Origin of the sequence: Nucisporomicrobium flavum (assembly GCF_016464385.1) — a bacterium.
Taxonomy (GTDB): Bacteria; Actinomycetota; Actinomycetes; order Mycobacteriales; family Micromonosporaceae; genus Actinoplanes; species Actinoplanes flavus_A.
Genome location: NZ_JADMLH010000008.1, coordinates 300,561 through 317,246 on the forward strand (window position 1 = coordinate 300,561; position 16,686 = coordinate 317,246).

General features: G+C 72.2%; 13 protein-coding genes. 5 read left to right on the plus strand and 8 right to left on the minus strand.

All coding sequences use genetic code 11. From position 1 onward, the window contains the following. Window positions 1-3: 3 nt before the first annotated feature. From IT780_RS21250 to IT780_RS21260, 3 genes are read right to left on the minus strand one after another with little or no spacing between them, the layout of a single operon-like run. Window positions 4-1,227: a hypothetical protein gene (locus IT780_RS21250; protein ID WP_199513350.1), complete on the minus strand. Its 1,224-nt coding sequence runs from the start codon at window positions 1,225-1,227 to the stop codon at window positions 4-6. 35 nt (window positions 1,228-1,262) lie between these two features. After that, a complete protein-coding gene (locus IT780_RS21255; RefSeq protein WP_199513351.1) occupies window positions 1,263-2,957 on the minus strand; it encodes a GTPase in 1,695 nt (564 codons plus the stop codon). After that, window positions 2,954-5,230: a dynamin family protein gene (locus IT780_RS21260; protein WP_307831295.1), complete on the minus strand. Its 2,277-nt coding sequence runs from the start codon at window positions 5,228-5,230 to the stop codon at window positions 2,954-2,956. Before IT780_RS21260 ends, IT780_RS21255 begins: the two co-directional genes overlap by 4 nt. Window positions 5,231-5,609: 379 nt before the next feature. On the opposite strand from IT780_RS21260, the gene dnaK reads away from it, so the two are divergent. From dnaK to IT780_RS21280, 4 genes are all read left to right on the plus strand, one after another. Beyond that, window positions 5,610-7,496, plus strand: a complete 1,887-nt coding sequence (gene dnaK, locus IT780_RS21265) for a molecular chaperone DnaK (protein WP_199513352.1) — start codon at window positions 5,610-5,612, stop codon at window positions 7,494-7,496. Beyond that, window positions 7,493-8,140, plus strand: a complete 648-nt coding sequence (gene grpE, locus IT780_RS21270) for a nucleotide exchange factor GrpE (RefSeq protein WP_199513353.1) — start codon at window positions 7,493-7,495, stop codon at window positions 8,138-8,140. Before dnaK ends, grpE begins: the two co-directional genes overlap by 4 nt. A gap of 109 nt (window positions 8,141-8,249) precedes the next feature. Continuing rightward, window positions 8,250-9,434: a molecular chaperone DnaJ gene (dnaJ, locus tag IT780_RS21275; protein ID WP_199513354.1), complete on the plus strand. Its 1,185-nt coding sequence runs from the start codon at window positions 8,250-8,252 to the stop codon at window positions 9,432-9,434. A gap of 32 nt (window positions 9,435-9,466) precedes the next feature. Further along, entirely contained in the window at window positions 9,467-9,907 is a 441-nt protein-coding gene (locus tag IT780_RS21280) for a heat shock protein transcriptional repressor HspR (RefSeq protein WP_199513355.1), read from the plus strand. A gap of 45 nt (window positions 9,908-9,952) precedes the next feature. Here the strand turns inward: IT780_RS21280 and IT780_RS21285 are convergent, their stop codons facing one another. The 4 genes from IT780_RS21285 to IT780_RS21300 form a co-directional block, all read right to left on the minus strand. Then, on the minus strand, window positions 9,953-10,399 hold the full coding sequence (locus IT780_RS21285) for a hypothetical protein (RefSeq protein WP_199513356.1): 447 nt from the start codon (window positions 10,397-10,399) through the stop codon (window positions 9,953-9,955). 217 nt (window positions 10,400-10,616) lie between these two features. After that, window positions 10,617-11,822, minus strand: coding sequence for a cation:proton antiporter (locus IT780_RS21290; RefSeq protein WP_199513357.1), 1,206 nt, complete (start codon window positions 11,820-11,822; stop codon window positions 10,617-10,619). A 6-nt stretch (window positions 11,823-11,828) separates the two neighbouring features. After that, window positions 11,829-12,326, minus strand: a complete 498-nt coding sequence (locus IT780_RS21295; protein ID WP_199513358.1) for a cation:proton antiporter regulatory subunit — start codon at window positions 12,324-12,326, stop codon at window positions 11,829-11,831. 18 nt (window positions 12,327-12,344) lie between these two features. Beyond that, on the minus strand, window positions 12,345-13,562 hold the full coding sequence (locus IT780_RS21300; protein WP_199513359.1) for a sugar efflux transporter: 1,218 nt from the start codon (window positions 13,560-13,562) through the stop codon (window positions 12,345-12,347). A gap of 168 nt (window positions 13,563-13,730) precedes the next feature. Here IT780_RS21300 and clpB point away from each other — a divergent pair, with 168 nt between their 5' ends. Continuing rightward, window positions 13,731-16,319, plus strand: coding sequence for an ATP-dependent chaperone ClpB (gene clpB, locus IT780_RS21305; protein ID WP_199513360.1), 2,589 nt, complete (start codon window positions 13,731-13,733; stop codon window positions 16,317-16,319). A 52-nt stretch (window positions 16,320-16,371) separates the two neighbouring features. Here clpB and IT780_RS21310 read toward each other — a convergent pair whose 3' ends face one another. Beyond that, on the minus strand, window positions 16,372-16,551 hold the full coding sequence (locus tag IT780_RS21310) for a hypothetical protein (RefSeq protein WP_199513361.1): 180 nt from the start codon (window positions 16,549-16,551) through the stop codon (window positions 16,372-16,374). Window positions 16,552-16,686: the final 135 nt, after the last annotated feature.

Genomic DNA, 16,686 nt, shown 5'->3' on the forward strand with positions numbered 1-16,686 from the left:
GGCTCAGGAGTCGTCGGAGAGGCGGTGCCGGTTGGTCTCGATCCAGGCGTCGATGGCGTCCGGGTCGTTGGGGTCCACGCCCTCGGAGATCAGCTGCGCCACCGCCGCCGTCGCCGGGCTGCGCTTCTCGCCGGTGGCGTACAGGCGGGCGAACTCCGGGATCATCTCCTCGACGATCTCGTCGGTCTGCTCGGCCGCGGCCGGTGGCAGGCCCTTCTTGCGCATCGCGTACGCCGACCAGGCCCGGGTGACGCGCGGGAGCATCGCCGCGTCGTCCATGTCGAGGACCGCGCGGCGGTGCACCCAGTCGAGCAGGAAGAGGCCGGCGACGGCCGGGCTCCAGCGCAGCGGGTCGGTGTCCGGCAGGCTCGCCGCGTGGTCGAGCAGCAGGCTGAGGCAGAAGTGCAGGGACGCCAGCTCGTCGTCGGCCGACACGGTGTCGAGGCCGAAGCGGGCCGCCTCGGGTGACGACAGGAAGTCGCGGACGTGCTGTTCGCGGTCCGGCCCGGTGAGTTCCGGCGGCTCGGCCGGTGCCGGGACCCTCGAGCGGGGCAGCAGGGAGAGGCGGGCGACGGCGAGGGCGCGGTCGGTGGCGAAGTTGCCGTCCTGGGGCAGCTCGCCGAGGTCGTCGGTGATCTCGAGGTGGCGGTCCACCTCGGTGCGCAGCCGGGCCGGGTCCTCCTCGCGGAACCACGTCAGCTCGTCGCCGGCACACATCTCGCGGACCTGGCTGAGGATGCGGTCCGCCGGGCCGCCGACGTACACGTCCTTGGTGATGCCGATGTTGTGGTCGACGAGGGCGACGACCGCGTGTTCCGGGCCGCCTTCCTCGGTGTCGTCGTAGGCGAAGGTGACCACGTAGGACGTCTGGTCGCCGTACACGTCGCCGTACGCGTAGCAGCCGGTCGGGCGGACCCGGCCCAGCTGCGCCGTCCAGGCGGGGGCCTGGGCGCCGGCCCGGACCTCCCCGGCGCCCTCGGCGTCCGGTACGAGCGCCGCGAACACCTCGCGGATCGTTGTGGCGGACGCCGTGCGCCGGCGTGCGGTGGCGCTGAGGAACTGGCCCACGAACTCGCGGACCGCCGCCGCGCGATCGGCCGTGGCGACCGAGTAGACGCTGCCCAGCAGCGCGGTGCCCAGCATCTCGGCGTCGAGGGCACAGTCGAGCTTCGCGACGTCACGCGCCGCGTGCAGGACCGCGTCGTACGGAGTCTGAGGTGCGGCCATGTCGCCGAGCCTACCGGCACGGCAGGGGGCAGACCCTATTCCGAACGGACGACTGTCAGCGCTTCGCGAGCCTGGGCGTACCCGTTGAGCACCTCGCGCACCGGCGCCACGACGTACTCGCGGCCGACCTCGGTGACCGCCGTCCGCAGCCGTTGCTCGGCGCGGCGCTTCGCGCGGCGGGCCCCCGCGTTGACGATCGGGCGCAGCACCACGGCCAGCAGCAGGCCCAGTATCAGGCCGCCGAGCAGCAGCAACGTGGGCAGCGGCACCTCGCCGACCTTCGGGTTGTCGAACGCCGGCAGGCCGAGGGCCCGGACCGCGTACCCGGCGAGGAGCCAGCCGAGGCCGACGACCGCGGCGATGGTGAGCAGCCACTGCAGCAGCCCGACGGCGGTCCACCAGAACGGTTTGCGGCTCATCCCGAGATCGGTCTTGGCCACCGCCCGGTCGAGCGCGTCGGGCAGGTCGCCGAGCTTGGACCGGGCGGCCGTGTTGAGCGCCGGCGCCCAGACGTCGGGGATCGGCGCGGCGGCCCGGGCGGCCACCGCCCGCACGGAGAGGCCGACCGCCGACTTCTGCGCGGCGTCGGCCTCCGGCAGGGAGGTACGCGAGACCGGCACGAGCTCCTTCGACGGCTCGGCGGTCTCCTTCTCTTTCTTGTCCGTGCTCAGGTGGAGCCGCTTCAACGGGTCGGCGCGCAGCTTGCGGACGCCGCGGATCAGCGGCCAGCCGGTGCTCGCGATCGCCCGGTGCCGGTACGCGCCCTCGGTCGCGGCGGCCACGGCGGGAACCCCGGCGGAGGCGGCGAGGGCCTCGCTGAGCTGGCGTACGGTCGCGCGGTCGATCTCGTCCTCGGCGGCCGGCGGCCCGATCGCCGTGGCGAGCTGCTCGGCGACCGCGTCGACGTCCCCGGCGAGCCGGCGCAGCGAGGCCTGCCGTTCGGCGACCGTCTTCTCCAGGGCCGCGCGCAGCTCGTTGAGCATGCCCGGCTGCTTCGCCGAGGTGGCCATGGCGGGCACGCCGCTCAGCCCGTCCTCGTCGAGGAGTCGCTTGAGGTCGGTCAGCACGATCTCGGTGTCGGTGGGCGAGAGCCGGTCCGCCTGGTTGAGCACGACGATCGTCACGTCGGTGTGCGAGCGGAACTGCCGCAGGTACGCGTTGTGCAGGATGCGGTCGCCGTACTTCTGCGGGTCGACCACCCAGACGACCTGGTCGACGAGGCCGAGCAGGCGGTCCACCTCGAGCCGGTGCCCGCGCTCGACGGAGTCGAAGTCGGGCAGGTCGAGCAGGACGAGCCCGCGCAGGGCCGCCTCGTCGTCGCCGTCGAGGGCGCTCTCGCGGACGAACCGCTGCCGGGGCAGGACGCCGACCCAGTCGAGCAGTGGGTTGGCCGTCTCCAGCGGTCCCCACACGCAGGCGTGCGCGACCCCAGTGGTGGGGCGGCGGACGCCGACGGGGGAGAGCTTGAGCCGGGCCAGGGCGTTGAACAGGCTGGACTTGCCGCTGCCGGTGCTGCCGGCGAGCGCGACGACCGTGTGGTCCTGGGAGAGCGCGAGCCGGCTGCCCGCGCGCTCGACCAGCGTGTGCGCGGCCACCAGGTCGTTGTCCGGCAGGTACGGGTCGGTGACCCGCAGGAAGCGCTTCAGCGCCTCGAGCCGCTCGACGAGCTGCTGGGCGTCCACCCGGTCGTCGCCGGTCAGGGCACGCTTCACCTTCTCGACGAGGCTCATGACGGCGTCCCGGTCAAGGCGAGTTCCTCCCTGGCGCGCTCCACGTCGGCGGCGGCCTGCCGCAGCGTAGCGCCCGGTTCCAGTTCGAGGCCCACCGCGGCGGTACGGTCCGTGTACCGGGCCGCTTCCTCGTCGAGCAGCACGTTGACCCGGGCCAGCAGCTCCTCGCGCGAGCGGGCGGCGAGCGTACGGATGGCCTGGTCGCCGAAGACCGCCTCGAGCACCTTCTGGGCGGCCACGGTGGTGCCCGCACCGACCGCCACCTCGGCACCGGTCGGGATGAACGCCGTCGACGTGAACACCGCGATCATCACGGCCAGGCCGACGCCGTTCACCGCGTACGCGGCACCGCGCGCCACGATCCGCTTGTCGCCGGCCTCCTGGCGGACCAGGTCCAGCACCCACTGCTGCCAGTCGCGGACCAGCCGTTCGGCCCGGTCGGGCAGGTCGGGGGAGGGCTTCTGCAGGGACGGCTCCAGCAGCCCGGCCCCGGCCGGATGCGCCTGCCACGCCGCGTACGCCTGCTCGGCCGCGTCGGCGGCGACGCCCCGCAGCAACGTGACGAGCTGCGACTCCAGGGCCACCTGCAGGTTGCGGCCGGGCGCGGGCCGTCCGGTGATGGCCGCGACGACCTTGTCCCGCAGGTGCCCGACCCGGGACTCGAGGGTGCGCAGGAACTCGCCGGTCCCGACGAACTCCTGCCACCGGGCCAGCACCTCGCCGCGCAGCAGCCGGCCGTCCTGGAGCCCGTTCTCCATGGTGCGGCGGGCCGTCCGGTACGCCGCCGTCACCCGCTCGTCCAGCGCCTTCGCGGCGACCGCCTGCTCGTCCGCAGCCGCGGCCAGCCCTTCGACGGCCGGCCCGAGCGCGGACAGGGCGCCGTCGAGCGTCTGGCGCACCACGGTGGCGCGCGCACTCGCGTCGGCGGCGAGCTGCGCGAACCAGTCGTGCAGCTGCCGTGTCACGTCCTCGGGCAGCAGCCCCTGGCCGTCCAGCGTGGTCTCCGGCAGCACGAACAGCGGCGCGGCGCCCATGTCGTTCGCGGTGAGCATCTCGGCCAGGTGCGCGGAGATCTCACCGGCGGCGTCCGCGGGCACGCGGTCCAGGACCAGCGCGATCACGGTGCCGCGCAGCCGGGCCGTCTTCAGAAGCTCCCACGGTACGGCGTCCGCATAGCGCGCCGCGGTCGTGACGAACAGCCACAGATCCGCCGCGGCCAGCAGTTGCGCCGCCAGTTGCCGGTTGCGGTCGACCACCGAGTCGATGTCCGGTGCGTCGAGGAACGCGAGGCCGGGCCCGAGCGCGGGCGCCGCGACGAGCTGCAGGGTCCGCGGGTCGGTGCTGGACTCCGCCGTCCGCGTCAGCCCCGGCAGCAGCTCGCCCTTGCGGAACCACGACGAGTCCGACGGGTGGCTGACCAGCACCGGCGACCGGGTGGTCGGGCGCAGCACCCCGGCGGCGCTCACGGGCGCGCGGACCAGGCTGTTGACCAGCGTGGACTTGCCGGCGCCGGTCGAACCGCCGACCACCACGAGCAGCGGCGCGTCGAGCCGGGCCAGGCGCGGCAGAAGGTAGTCGTCGAGCTGGGAGACGAGCGCGTCGCCGACGCGCTTGGCCTCGTCGGCCGAGGGCATCACCAACGGGTACGAGGTCCCGCCGATCGTCGCCCGCAGCCGGGACAGAGCAGTGGCGAGCCGCCCCACCTCGGCCGGCGCCTCCACCGGCGGTACGGCCTCCAGCGCGGCAGCACCCGCGGAGGTGGGGGCCGGGCTGGTGGGCAGCGGGGCGAGATCGTCCAGGGTCTGCGGCCGGGCCTGCGTGGTGACGGTGTTCCCGCTGGTGGACGCGGATGGCGGCGGCCACTCGGGCGTCCCGTGCCCGCCGTCGTCCTCGGCCTTGACCTCGGCGGCCGGGTCGGTGTCCGCGGCCGGTTCCGGCTTCGCCTCGGCGGTCGGCCCCGGGTCATCCTCCGCGTCGGGCTTGACTTCGGCGGTGGGCTCGGCCTCCGCGTCGGGCTTGACCTCGGCGTCGGGCTCAGGCTCTGCGGCGTCGGGCTTGGCCTCGGCGGGCTCGGCCTCCGCGGCGTCGGGCTTCGCGTCGGGCTTGGCCTCGGCGGTGGGCTCGGCCTCCGCCGGCTTCTTGGCGGGCGCTTTCGCGGGGCGCTTCTTCCGGGCGGCGGGAGCGGCCGGAGCCGGGTCGGGCGCCGGTTTCGCCTCCGGGGGCTCGGAGGGCGCGGTAGTGCCCCGTTCCTCGGGTTCGCCTGTCTCTGCCATGGAATCCGGCCCGGGTGGTGGTGCGGTCGGGGACGCTGGGGGCGTACCCGTGGATCTGCTCGTCCCGGCAGCGGCCGGACCGGCGTTGGTCTGCGTTTTTGTCAGCGGGGTGTCGGCTACGGCGGGCGTGGCCGACGGACCGACCGCGTCACCGTGCGTCGTCACGGGTAAAGCGTGCCCGATCTATGCATCGCAGACAACAGGTACCCCACCCGTCGTGACCGGACAGGGACCTTCGGCGCAGAAGTTGCGCCGGGTCGACTCAAGTCCGACTTGCGGACTGGTGATCCCGTGGCATCATTGAGTCCGGTCCACTCAACTTGAGACCCGAAGCTTGCATCACCCCAGCAAGAACCCGGTTAGAAGCGAGGAAGCGAACATGGCACGAGCGGTCGGCATCGACCTCGGCACCACGAACTCCTGCGTCAGCGTTCTGGAGGGCGGCGAGCCCACCGTCATCGCCAACGCGGAGGGCTCCCGGACGACTCCGTCCATCGTCGCCTTCGCGCGCAACGGCGAGGTCCTCGTCGGCGAGGTCGCCAAGCGTCAGGCGGTGACGAACCCCGACCGGACGATCCGTTCGGTCAAGCGTGAGGTCGGCACCAGCTGGTCCATCGACATCGACGACAAGAAGTACACCCCGCAGGAGATCTCCGCGCGGGTGCTCATGAAGCTGAAGCGCGACTCCGAGGCCTACCTCGGCGAGACCGTCACCGACGCGGTGATCACCGTTCCCGCGTACTTCAACGACGCGCAGCGCCAGGCCACCAAGGAGGCCGGCGAGATCGCGGGCTTCAACGTCCTGCGCATCGTCAACGAGCCCACCGCCGCCGCGCTGGCGTACGGCCTGGACAAGGGCTCCAAGGAGCAGACCGTCCTGGTCTTCGACCTCGGCGGCGGCACCTTCGACGTCTCCCTGCTCGAGCTCGGCGAGGGCGTCATCGAGGTCAAGTCGACCTCCGGTGACAACCACCTCGGCGGCGACGACTGGGACCAGCGGATCATCGACCACCTGGTCAAGACGTTCCGTGGCGAGCACGGCGTCGACCTGTCGCAGGACAAGATGGCCCTGCAGCGCCTGCGGGAGGCCGCCGAGAAGGCCAAGATCGAGCTGTCCGCGGCGACCACGACCAGCATCAACCTGCCGTACATCACGGCCGGCCCGTCGGGCCCGCTGCACCTGGACATGACCCTGAGCCGGGCCGAGTTCCAGCGCATGACGCAGGACCTGCTGGACCGCTGCAAGGGCCCGTTCGAGCAGGCCATCAAGGACGCCGGCGTCAAGGTCGCCGACGTCGACCACGTGATCCTGGTCGGCGGCTCGACCCGTATGCCCGCCGTCTCCGACCTGGTCAAGTCGCTGACCGGCCGCGAGGCCAACAAGGGCGTGAACCCGGACGAGGTCGTCGCCGTCGGCGCCGCCCTGCAGGCCGGCGTGCTCAAGGGCGAGGTCAAGGACGTCCTGCTGCTCGACGTGACCCCGCTGTCGCTGGGCATCGAGACCAAGGGCGGCATCTTCACCAAGCTCATCGAGCGCAACACCACGATCCCGACGAAGCGCTCCGAGGTCTTCACCACGGCCGACGACAACCAGCCGTCCGTGCTGATCCAGGTCTTCCAGGGCGAGCGCGAGATCGCGGCGTACAACAAGAAGCTCGGCACCTTCGAGCTGACCGGCCTGCCGCCGGCGCCGCGCAACGTGCCGCAGATCGAGGTCACCTTCGACATCGACGCGAACGGCATCGTGAACGTCCACGCGAAGGACCTGGGCACCGGCAAGGAGCAGAAGATGACGATCACCGGCGGCTCCGCGCTGCCGAAGGACGACATCGAGCGCATGATGCGCGACGCCCAGGACCACGCCGACGAGGACAAGAAGCGCAAGGAGGACGCGGAGACGCGCAACCTCGCCGAGCAGCTTCAGTGGCAGACCGAGAAGTTCCTGGCCGAGAGCGGCGACAAGCTTCCCGAGGACGCCCGCAACCAGATCAGCGAGGCGCTGGGCGACCTGCGCGGCGCGCTGGGCGGCAGCGACATCGAGAAGATCAAGACGGCGCACGAGAAGCTCGCCCAGGTCTCCCAGCAGGCCGGTTCCCTGCTCTACGCCCAGCAGCAGCAGGACGGCACCCAGGGTGCCCCGGGGCCGGACGGCACCGAGGGTGCGACCGGTGGTCCGGCCGGCGCGGCGGGCGCGAGCGCCGGTCCGCAGCAGGGTGGCGCTGACGACGTCGTGGACGCCGAGATCGTCGAGGACGACAAGAAGTGAGCCGGACGGACGACGGGGACGCTCAGGCGACCGAACGCGTCGTCATCCGGAATCGCCGCAAGATCAACCTGAACGGTGAGGACACCACGGTGACCAAGGAGCCCGAGGAGCAGGCCGACGAGCAGCCCCGGGATCCGACGGAGTCCAAGGGCGGCGCGCACCGCGCCGCCGAGGAGCCGGAGGACGAGGGGCACACCACGCCGGGTCTCGGCGCGGAGCTCGAGGCGCTGCGCACCGAGCTGGAGGAACGCACCCGCGACCTCCAGCGGGTGACAGCCGAGTACGCCAACTACCGCAAGCGGGTCGACCGTGACCGCAGCGCGGCGGCCGAGCAGACGACGGGCGCGGTGCTCACCGCGCTGCTGCCGGTGCTGGACGACATCGACCGGGCGCGCGAGCACGGCGACCTGGTCGGGCCGTTCGCCTCGGTCGCGGAGTCGCTGGGCGCCGTGGTCGGCAAGCTCGGGCTGGCGGCCTTCGGTGAGAAGGGCGACGCGTTCGACCCCACCCGCCACGAGGCGGTCGCGCACCTGACGTCGGCCGACGTCACCGAGCCGACCTGCGTCGAGGTCATGCGCCGCGGTTACACGCTCGGCGAGCGGCTGTTGCGGCCCGCGCTGGTCGCGGTCGCCGACCCCGCGTGACGATGTCCCGTCCCGCCCACCACATGCAGGTGGGCGGGACAACCGTCCGACCGCCCCACCCGCCGCCCAAAACAGGACTGAAGATGCTCTGCAGGAGGAGGTGGGGCGGATGAGTTCGAAGGACTGGCTGGAGAAGGACTTCTACGCCGTTCTCGGGGTGGGCAAGTCCGCCTCCGCCGATGAGATCAAGAAGGCGTACCGGAAGCTGGCCCGGGAGAACCATCCGGACCGCAACCCGGGCAACAACGAGGCCGAGGAGCGGTTCAAGGCCGCGTCCGAGGCGTACGACGTGCTCTCCGACGACAAGAAGCGCAAAGAGTACGACGAGATGCGCTCGCTCTTCGGCTCGGGCGCGTTCCGCCGGGGCGCGCGCCCGGGTGGGGCGCAGTTCGACCCGTCGGACCTGTTCGGCGGGTTCACCGGCGCCGGAGCGGGCTCGGGTGCCGGCGACCGCCGGTTCGGTGGCGCCGGCTTCTCCGACATCTTCAGCTCGATCTTCTCCGGCGGTAACGCCGGCGGGGCGGGGCGCCGGGGACCGCAGCGGGGCCGTGACGTCGAGGCCGAGGTGACGCTCGACTTCGCGCACGCCGTCAGGGGTACGACCCTGCCGCTGACGCTGCGCTCGCCGGGCGTCTGCGACACCTGCCACGGCAACGGGGCGAAGCCCGGCACCCAGCCGCGCACCTGCCCGCAGTGCCACGGCTCGGGCCTGCTCTCCCGCAACCAGGGCTCGTTCAGCTTCTCGGAGCCCTGCCGGGAGTGTCAGGGCGCGGGCACGATCGTCGACGAGAAGTGCCCGGAGTGCCGCGGCACGGGCGGGGTCACCAAGAACCGCACGATCAACGTCCGCTTCCCGGCCGGTGTCGCCGACGGGCAGCGGATCCGGCTCAGCGGCCGGGGTGAGCCGGGCGAGCGCGGTGGCCCGGCGGGCGACCTGTACGTGCAGGTCCGCGTACGCCCCGACGACCTGTTCGGCCGCGTCGGCGACGACATCACGTTGACGGTGCCTATCACGTTCGCGGAGGCGGTGCTCGGCACCGACCTGCGGGTGCCGACGCTGGACGCGCCGGTGACCCTGCGGGTGCCGCCGGGCACGCCCAGCGGTCGCAAGTTGCGGGCCCGGGGCAAGGGTGTGCAGCGCCGCGACGGCCAGGCCGGCGATCTGCTGGTCACCGTCGAGGTGCAGGTCCCGGCCGGCGTCTCCGGCGAGGCGCGGGACGCGCTCGAACAGTTGGCGAAGTTGACGCCGCAGGCGGAGCGAGGGCGTATCGAGGCGCGGCTGCGCCGGGGATAATCGCCTGTGCCGGGACACCTTCGGGAGGTGGCATGTACGAGGAGATCAACATCTCGGTGGAGCGGGCCTCCGACGCGAAGGTCCTGATCATCTCCGTCGCGGCGAAGCTGGCCGGGATGCACCCGCAGACCCTGCGCCAGTACGACCGGCTCGGCCTGGTGCAGGCCGGGCGGGCCGGTGGCGGGGGCCGGCGGTACAGCGAACGCGACGTCGCCCTGCTGCGCGAGGTGCAGAAGCTGAGCCAGGAGGAGGGCGTCAACCTCGCCGGGATCAAGCGGATCATCGGCCTCGAACAGCTCGTGGGTGAGCTGCAGGAGCGGGTGTCCCAGCTGGAGGCCCAGCTCGACGACGCGTACCGGCGGATCGCCCAGCTCGAGGCGATGGGGTCGTATCCGCGCCGCGACCTGGTCCGCCAGGAGCGTCCGTCGACCGCCCTCGTGGTGTGGCGGCCCCGCCGCTCGGGCGACAAGTAGAAGCCGCCGGTGCGCAGAGCACCGGCGGCTTTCCCGTTCAGCGGTTCAGCGGCGGCCGAAGAGCGCCAGGCGGCGCGGGTGCCGGACGAGGCCGCCCTCGATCCAGTCCTCGTAGTCGAACAGCTCCGGCCGGGTCATCAGCACCCGGCAGTTGTGCGCCCAGATCGACATCGGCTCGTCGCCGACCTCCTCGGCGCGCTCCACGTACTTCTTCAGGCGGCGCTTGCGCTGCGAGGACGCGTTCGGGCGCACGCCGTCCGCCGCGTAGATGTACATGCAGTGCTGGGCGAACCGGCGGGCCGGGCACTGCCGGTCCATGGCCAGCTCGAACAGGGTCGGCGCCAGGACGTCGCCCGAGATGAGCAGGTCCCAGTCGGACGGCATGCTGTCCAGCGGCACGGCCTCCGGGTGGTACGCCCAGGCCTGCAGCTCCTCCGGCCTCGGGTCGACCGGGTTGGTGAACCCGAAGAACGTCGACTCGCGCACGGTCACGATGCCGCCTCGTCACGCTGATTCATCCGCCGTCCTCCTCCGGCAGTGGGCCCGCGCCTGCGGTGGAGAGCCCCCTCGTTCCGCCGCGTCGCTGGTCGCCCCGATAACACGATGTTGTCGCGGCGACACGTTAGCGCGATCCACGAGCCGGCGGAAGTGATGGTGTATCACTTTCAGATACTGGTCAGTAACCTTGAGGAGTCTGGAAGTTGCCTGGTCAGTCCGTTGCGGGCAGCGGCCCGGGCGTACGGCCGACCGCCATCCGCCGCCGGACGAACTTCTTGAACCAGGTGTAGTCGGGCACCCGGGCGAGCAGCGGCCCGCTGACCACCGTGATCAGCACGTACGCGGTCGCCAGCGGGGCCAGCCCGGGCTCGACGCCGCTCGCCACGGCCAGCCCCGCGATGACGATCGAGAACTCGCCGCGGGGCATCAGGGCCACGCCGGCGCGGACCTGACCGGGCAGAGCGATGCCGGCCCGGCGCGCGGCGAGGATGCCGGTGCCCACCTTGGTGAGCATCGTGAGCAGTGCGAGCCCGAGGGCGGGCAGCAGCACGGGCGGCATCGCGGCGGGATCGGTGGAGAGCCCGAAGAAGACGAAGAACACCGCGGCGAACAGGTCACGCAGCGGCGAGAGCATCTGTACGGCGCTGTGCGCCAGCTCGCCCGACAACGCGATGCCCACCAGGAACGCGCCCACCGCGGCGGAAACCTGCAGCTCGGCGGCGACCCCGGCGACGAACAGGGTGAGCCCCAGGACGCTGAGCAGCAGCGCCTCGGCGTCTTTGACCGACATGAAGCTGGAGATGGCGTGGCCGTACCGGATCGCCGCGACCAGGACGGCAATCACGGTGAGCACCGCGACCGCCAGCGCCTTGACCCCGCCGAGCAGGCCCGCGCCGGCCAGGACGGCGGTGACCAGCGGCAGGTAGAACGCCATCGCCAGGTCCTCGATGACCAGCACGGAGAGGATGACAGGCGTCTCGCGGTTACCCAGCCGGCCCAGGTCGGCGAGGACCTTGGCGATCACGCCGGACGACGAGACCCAGGTGATGCCGGCCAGCACCAGCGCCGCCTGCCAGCCCCAGCCGAGCAGCAGCGCGAATCCGGCGCCCGGCAACGCGTTGAGCAGCGCGTCGATGAGGCCGGCGGGTGCGGCCGAGCGCAGGTTGCCGACGAGCTCGCTCGCCGAGTACTCCAGCCCCAGCATCACCAGCAGCAGGATCACGCCGATCTCGGCGCCGATCTCGATGAACTCCTCGCTCGCCGAGAGCGGGATCAGGCCGCCGTGCCCGAAGGCGAGCCCGGCGAGCAGGTAGAGCGGGATCGGGGAGAGCCCGATGCGCCGGCCCAGGCGGCCGAGCATGCCGAGCGCGAAGAGGAGCGCGCCGACCTCGATGAGCAGGATCGTCGTGCTGTGCACCGCGGCTCAGTCGCCGTGGTCGCCGGCGAGGATGGCGGTGACGCCGTCCAGGCCCGGGCGGGTGCCGACAGCGACCACCACGTCGTTCGCCTCGAAGACGAACGACGGGCCCGGCGACGCGATCACCTCGCGGTCACGCAGGACCGCGACGATCGACGCGCTCGTCCGGGTTCGCGCCTTGGTGTCACCGAGGCGGCGGCCGACGAACGGCGAGCCGGCGGGCAGCGCGATCTGCTCGGTGAGCAGGCCGGCGGCCTGCTGGCGCAGGCCGGAGAGCTGGCTGAGCATCAGCGAGGCGCCGAGGACGTCGGCCAGCGCCTCCGCCTCGTCGTCGGTGAGCGGTATCGAGGCGAGGCACGCGTCGGGGTCGTCGACGTCGTACAGCACCAGGTCGCGGCGGCCGTTGCGGTGCGACACGACGCCGACCGTACGGCCCGAGGAGGTCACCAGGTCGTGACGGACACCGATGCCTGGAAGTGGGGTCTGCTCTACCCGTACGCGCACCGTTCCACGGTAACGGATCTACCCGGCCGCACCCGTGACCCGCCGCTGCCGGACCAGGGCGAGCAGGAGCAGCCCGGCCGCGCACAGCCCGGTGCACATCCAGTACGCGAGCCGGTAGCCGAAGTGCTGGGCGAGGCCGAACAGCGGCCCGGCGAGCATGGCGCCCAGCGGGAACGAGTTCGTGAACAGCGTCGTCGCCCGCCCGGGGTGCCGAGGCAGCATGTCCTGCATGTACGTGATCCCGAGCGCCCCCACCGCCGCGATGAACAGCGCGTTGAACAGCTGCGCCCCGACGAGCACCCACACGCTGGTGCTCACCGCCACCGTCGCGTAGTACACGACCCCGAACGCGGCACCGGCGAAGACCATCAGCCGCAGCGGCAGCCGGGTCGACAGGGCACCGACCCCGAGCATCAACGGGATCTCCAGCGCGGCGCAGAGGCCCAGGACCAGGCCGGCGTCCGAGACGTCCCCGCCCAGGTCGGTGCTGATGAACAGCGGAAGCGCCTGGACGGCCAGGGTCAGCGGCGTCTGCATCAGCGTGAACGCGGTGGCCGTGAGCAGCAGCGTCCACCTGGGCGTCTCCAGCGGCTCCAGGTCGGTGCCGTCGCCGGAGTGCTCGGTGGCCGGGGCGGCGGGCACTCGCACCTCGCGGAGCCAGAGGAGGCCCACCGCGGCGGCGAGGGCGTACATGACGGCGGCGCCGCCGTACACCCAGGTGAAGCCTCCGGCGTCGAGCAGAAAGGCGGCCAGCGGCGGGCCGGCCACCCAGGCCAGGGAGAAGACGGTACGCAGCGCGCTGATGCCCATCGCCGACCGCTCCGGCGCGTCACGTTCGAGCACCTGACGGGCGTACGCGAAGGATTGCGGGAAGAGTGAGTTGGCGACGGCGATGGCCGTGACGGTGAGCCCGAGCAGCACCCAGTAGTCCCGCACGACGGCGGTGAACGCGCAGCCCACCATGCCGGCCAGCGCGCCGCCGACGAGCAGCACCCGCCGGATCGGCCGCCGGTCCGACAGCCGCCCGATCAGCGTGGAGCCGAGGACGCCGGACAGCGGCGCGACCACGAGGAAGACCGTCACCTGCAGCGGGCCGGCGTCAACGTCCGTGCTGAGGAAGAGCGACAGGAACGGGCCGACCAGGGCGGTGGAGATGCCGACGGCGAGGAAGACGAGGCCCAGGGGGAGGAGCGCACGAGCGAGCTGCGGCGTACGCCGCGAGGTGTCCAGGGCCATGGCCGCGACGCTACGGGTCGTCCGGGGCCCTTGCCCACGGAGATACCGGTCACGAAGGTCTCTTTCCGGCCGGTGGACTCGCCGACCTAGAGTTGAGTGGAATACGCTCAAGTCTGAGAGTGCTGAACCACTCGGATGCTGTGGCAGAAGATCCGACCAGGGGAGCTCATGAACGCCGAACGCCTGACCACCAAGAGCCGCGAGGTCATCACCGGCGCGGTCGCCAACGCCAGCCAGCGCGGGCACGCCACCGTCGAGCCGTGGCACCTGCTCCTGTCGCTGCTCGACACCGGTGGCTCCACGGCCCCGGCGCTGCTGCGGGGGGTCGGCGCCAACCCTGCCGACGTCCGCCGCGCCGCCGTCCGCGCCGTCGAGCAGCAGCCCTCGGCGCGGGGTTCCAGCACCGCGGAGCCCAGCCTGTCCCGTGAGTTCGTCAACGCCATCGGCGAGGCCGAACTGATCGCCAAGCCGCTCGGCGACGAGTACGTCTCCACCGAGCACCTCCTCGCCGGCCTGGCCCGCGTCGGCGGTGCGGTCGGCAAGGTCCTGCACGACGTCGGCGCCACCGAGGAGGCGCTGGTCGCGGCGTTCCCGTCGGTGCGCGGCGGCGAGCGCCGGGTCACCAACCAGGACCCGGAGCAGACGTACAAGGCGCTGGAGAAGTACAGCGTCGACCTCACCGCCCAGGCGCGCGAGGGCAAGATCGACCCGGTGATCGGGCGGGACGCCGAGATCCGCCGCGTGGTGCAGGTGCTCTCGCGGCGTACGAAGAACAACCCGGTGCTGATCGGTGAGCCCGGCGTCGGCAAGACCGCGATCGTCGAGGGCCTCGCCCAGCGCATCGTGGCCGGCGACGTCCCGGAGACCCTGCGCGACAAGAAGCTGGTCTCCCTCGACCTCGGCGCGATGGTCGCCGGCGCGCAGTACCGAGGCCAGTTCGAGGAGCGCCTCAAGAGCGTCCTCGAGGAGATCCGCAACTCCAACGGCCAGGTCGTCACGTTCCTCGACGAGCTGCACACGGTCGTCGGCGCCGGCAAGGGCGAGGGCTCGATGGACGCCGGCAACATGCTCAAGCCGATGCTGGCCCGCGGCGAGCTGCGCATGGTCGGCGCCACCACCCTCGACGAGTACCGCGAGCACATCGAGAAGGACCCGGCGCTGGAGCGGCGGTTCCAGCCCGTCGTCGTCGGCGAGCCCACGGTCGAGGACACGATCGGCATCCTGCGCGGCCTCAAGGGCCGGTACGAGGCCCACCACCGGGTCCAGATCACCGACGCCGCCCTGGTCGCCGCCGCGGCGCTGTCGGACCGCTACATCAGCGACCGGTTCCTGCCGGACAAGGCCATCGACCTCATCGACGAGGCCGCCTCCCGGCTGCGCATGGAGATCGACTCCCGGCCGGTGGAGCTGGACCAGCTGCAGCGGCAGGTCGACCGGATGCGCGTGGAGAAGCTGGCGCTGGAGAAGGAGACCGACCCCGCGTCGATCGCCCGGCTCGAGCGGCTCGAGCGCGACCTCGCCGACCGCGAGGAGGAGCTGACCGCCCTCAACGCCCGGTGGGAGCGCGAGCGCGGCGGCCTGAACCGCGTCGGTGAGCTGAAGAAGAAGCTCGACGAGACCCGCGCCGAGCTCGAGCGCGCCCAGCGCGACGCCGAGTGGGAGAAGGCCTCCCGCCTGCAGTACCAGGAGATCCCCGCGCTCGAGCGCGAGATCGAGAGCGCGGCCGAGGCGGAGGACGAGAAGACCGAGCCGCCGATGGTCAAGGAGGAGGTCGGCGCGGACGACATCGCCGAGGTCATCGCGTCGTGGACCGGCATCCCGGCCGGCCGGATGCTCGAGGGGGAGACCGCCAAGCTGCTGCGCATGGAGGAGTCGCTGCAGGCCAAGGTGGTCGGCCAGGCCGAGGCGGTGGCGGCCGTCTCCGGAGCCGTACGCCGGGCCCGCGCGGGCGTCGCCGACCCGGACCGCCCCACCGGCAGCTTCCTGTTCCTCGGCCCCACCGGCGTCGGCAAGACCGAGCTGGCCAAGGCGCTCGCCGGGTTCCTCTTCGACGACGAGCGCGCCATGGTCCGCATCGACATGAGCGAGTACGGCGAGAAGCACTCCGTCGCCCGTCTCGTCGGCGCCCCGCCCGGGTACGTGGGCTACGAGGAGGGCGGTCAGCTGACCGAGGCCGTACGCCGGCGCCCGTACAGCGTGGTGCTGCTGGACGAGGTCGAGAAGGCCCACCCGGACGTGTTCGACGTGCTGCTGCAGGTGCTCGACGACGGGCGGCTCACCGACGGTCAGGGCCGTACGGTCGACTTCCGCAACGCGATCCTGGTGCTGACCTCCAACCTGGGCTCGTCGGTCATCTCCGACTTCACCCTCGGCGAGGAGGAGCGGCGCGAGGAGGTCATGGCGGTCGTCCGGTCGCACTTCAAGCCGGAGTTCCTCAACCGGCTCGACGACATCGTGGTGTTCCACGCGCTCACCGCCCAGGACCTCGCGGCGATCGTCGACATCCAGCTCGGCCGGCTGCGGACCCGCCTGGCGGACCGCCGGCTCAGCCTCGACGTCACCGAGGCGGCGGTGCTGTGGCTCGGCGAGCACGGGTACGACCCGATTTACGGCGCTCGGCCGCTGAGGCGGCTGGTGCAGTCGGCGATCGGCGACTCGCTCGCCAAGGCGTTGCTCGCCGGCGAGATCGTCGACGGCGACACGGTGGTGGTCGACCTGAACGACCACAAGGACGGCCTTCGCGTCGCCCGCGCCTGACCGTACGCATGAAGAAGGGCCCCGAGGTCGCGCCTCGGGGCCCTTCTCGTGCTCAGCTCGCCTTCGCCTCCCGCTGCCGGTAGGCGTGGGTCATGAGGATGTCCGTGAAGGCGTGCTCGCCCTCCTCGGACCAGATCCTGATCCCGTCGCGGTGGAGCTGATACCGGACGTCCTCGTAACTGGTTCTCGAGTCGTCATGGTGAACGACGGTCAGGGTGTCTGCGTGCGGCATGGGACTCACCGGTCCTTAACTGGTCTGGGGCAGCCGCGGCGTGGTCACGCGGCCTGCGCAATCGGGTGGGCGCCCGGATCCGGTCTGCCTCGGCCCCGGCGATGGGTACGCGGGGGCGGCGACTCGGATGGGCAC

Coding starts and splice junctions, on each gene's coding strand:
- IT780_RS21260 (WP_307831295.1), bottom strand. CDS start 5,230: ATGGCAGAGACAGGCGAACCCGAGGAACGGGGCACTACCGCGCCCTCC.
- IT780_RS21255 (WP_199513351.1), bottom strand. CDS start 2,957: ATGAGCCTCGTCGAGAAGGTGAAGCGTGCCCTGACCGGCGACGACCGG.
- IT780_RS21300 (WP_199513359.1), bottom strand. CDS start 13,562: ATGGCCCTGGACACCTCGCGGCGTACGCCGCAGCTCGCTCGTGCGCTC.
- IT780_RS21280 (WP_199513355.1), top strand. CDS start 9,467: ATGTACGAGGAGATCAACATCTCGGTGGAGCGGGCCTCCGACGCGAAG.
- dnaK (WP_199513352.1), top strand. CDS start 5,610: ATGGCACGAGCGGTCGGCATCGACCTCGGCACCACGAACTCCTGCGTC.
- dnaJ (WP_199513354.1), top strand. CDS start 8,250: ATGAGTTCGAAGGACTGGCTGGAGAAGGACTTCTACGCCGTTCTCGGG.
- IT780_RS21250 (WP_199513350.1), bottom strand. CDS start 1,227: ATGGCCGCACCTCAGACTCCGTACGACGCGGTCCTGCACGCGGCGCGT.
- clpB (WP_199513360.1), top strand. CDS start 13,731: ATGAACGCCGAACGCCTGACCACCAAGAGCCGCGAGGTCATCACCGGC.
- IT780_RS21310 (WP_199513361.1), bottom strand. CDS start 16,551: ATGCCGCACGCAGACACCCTGACCGTCGTTCACCATGACGACTCGAGA.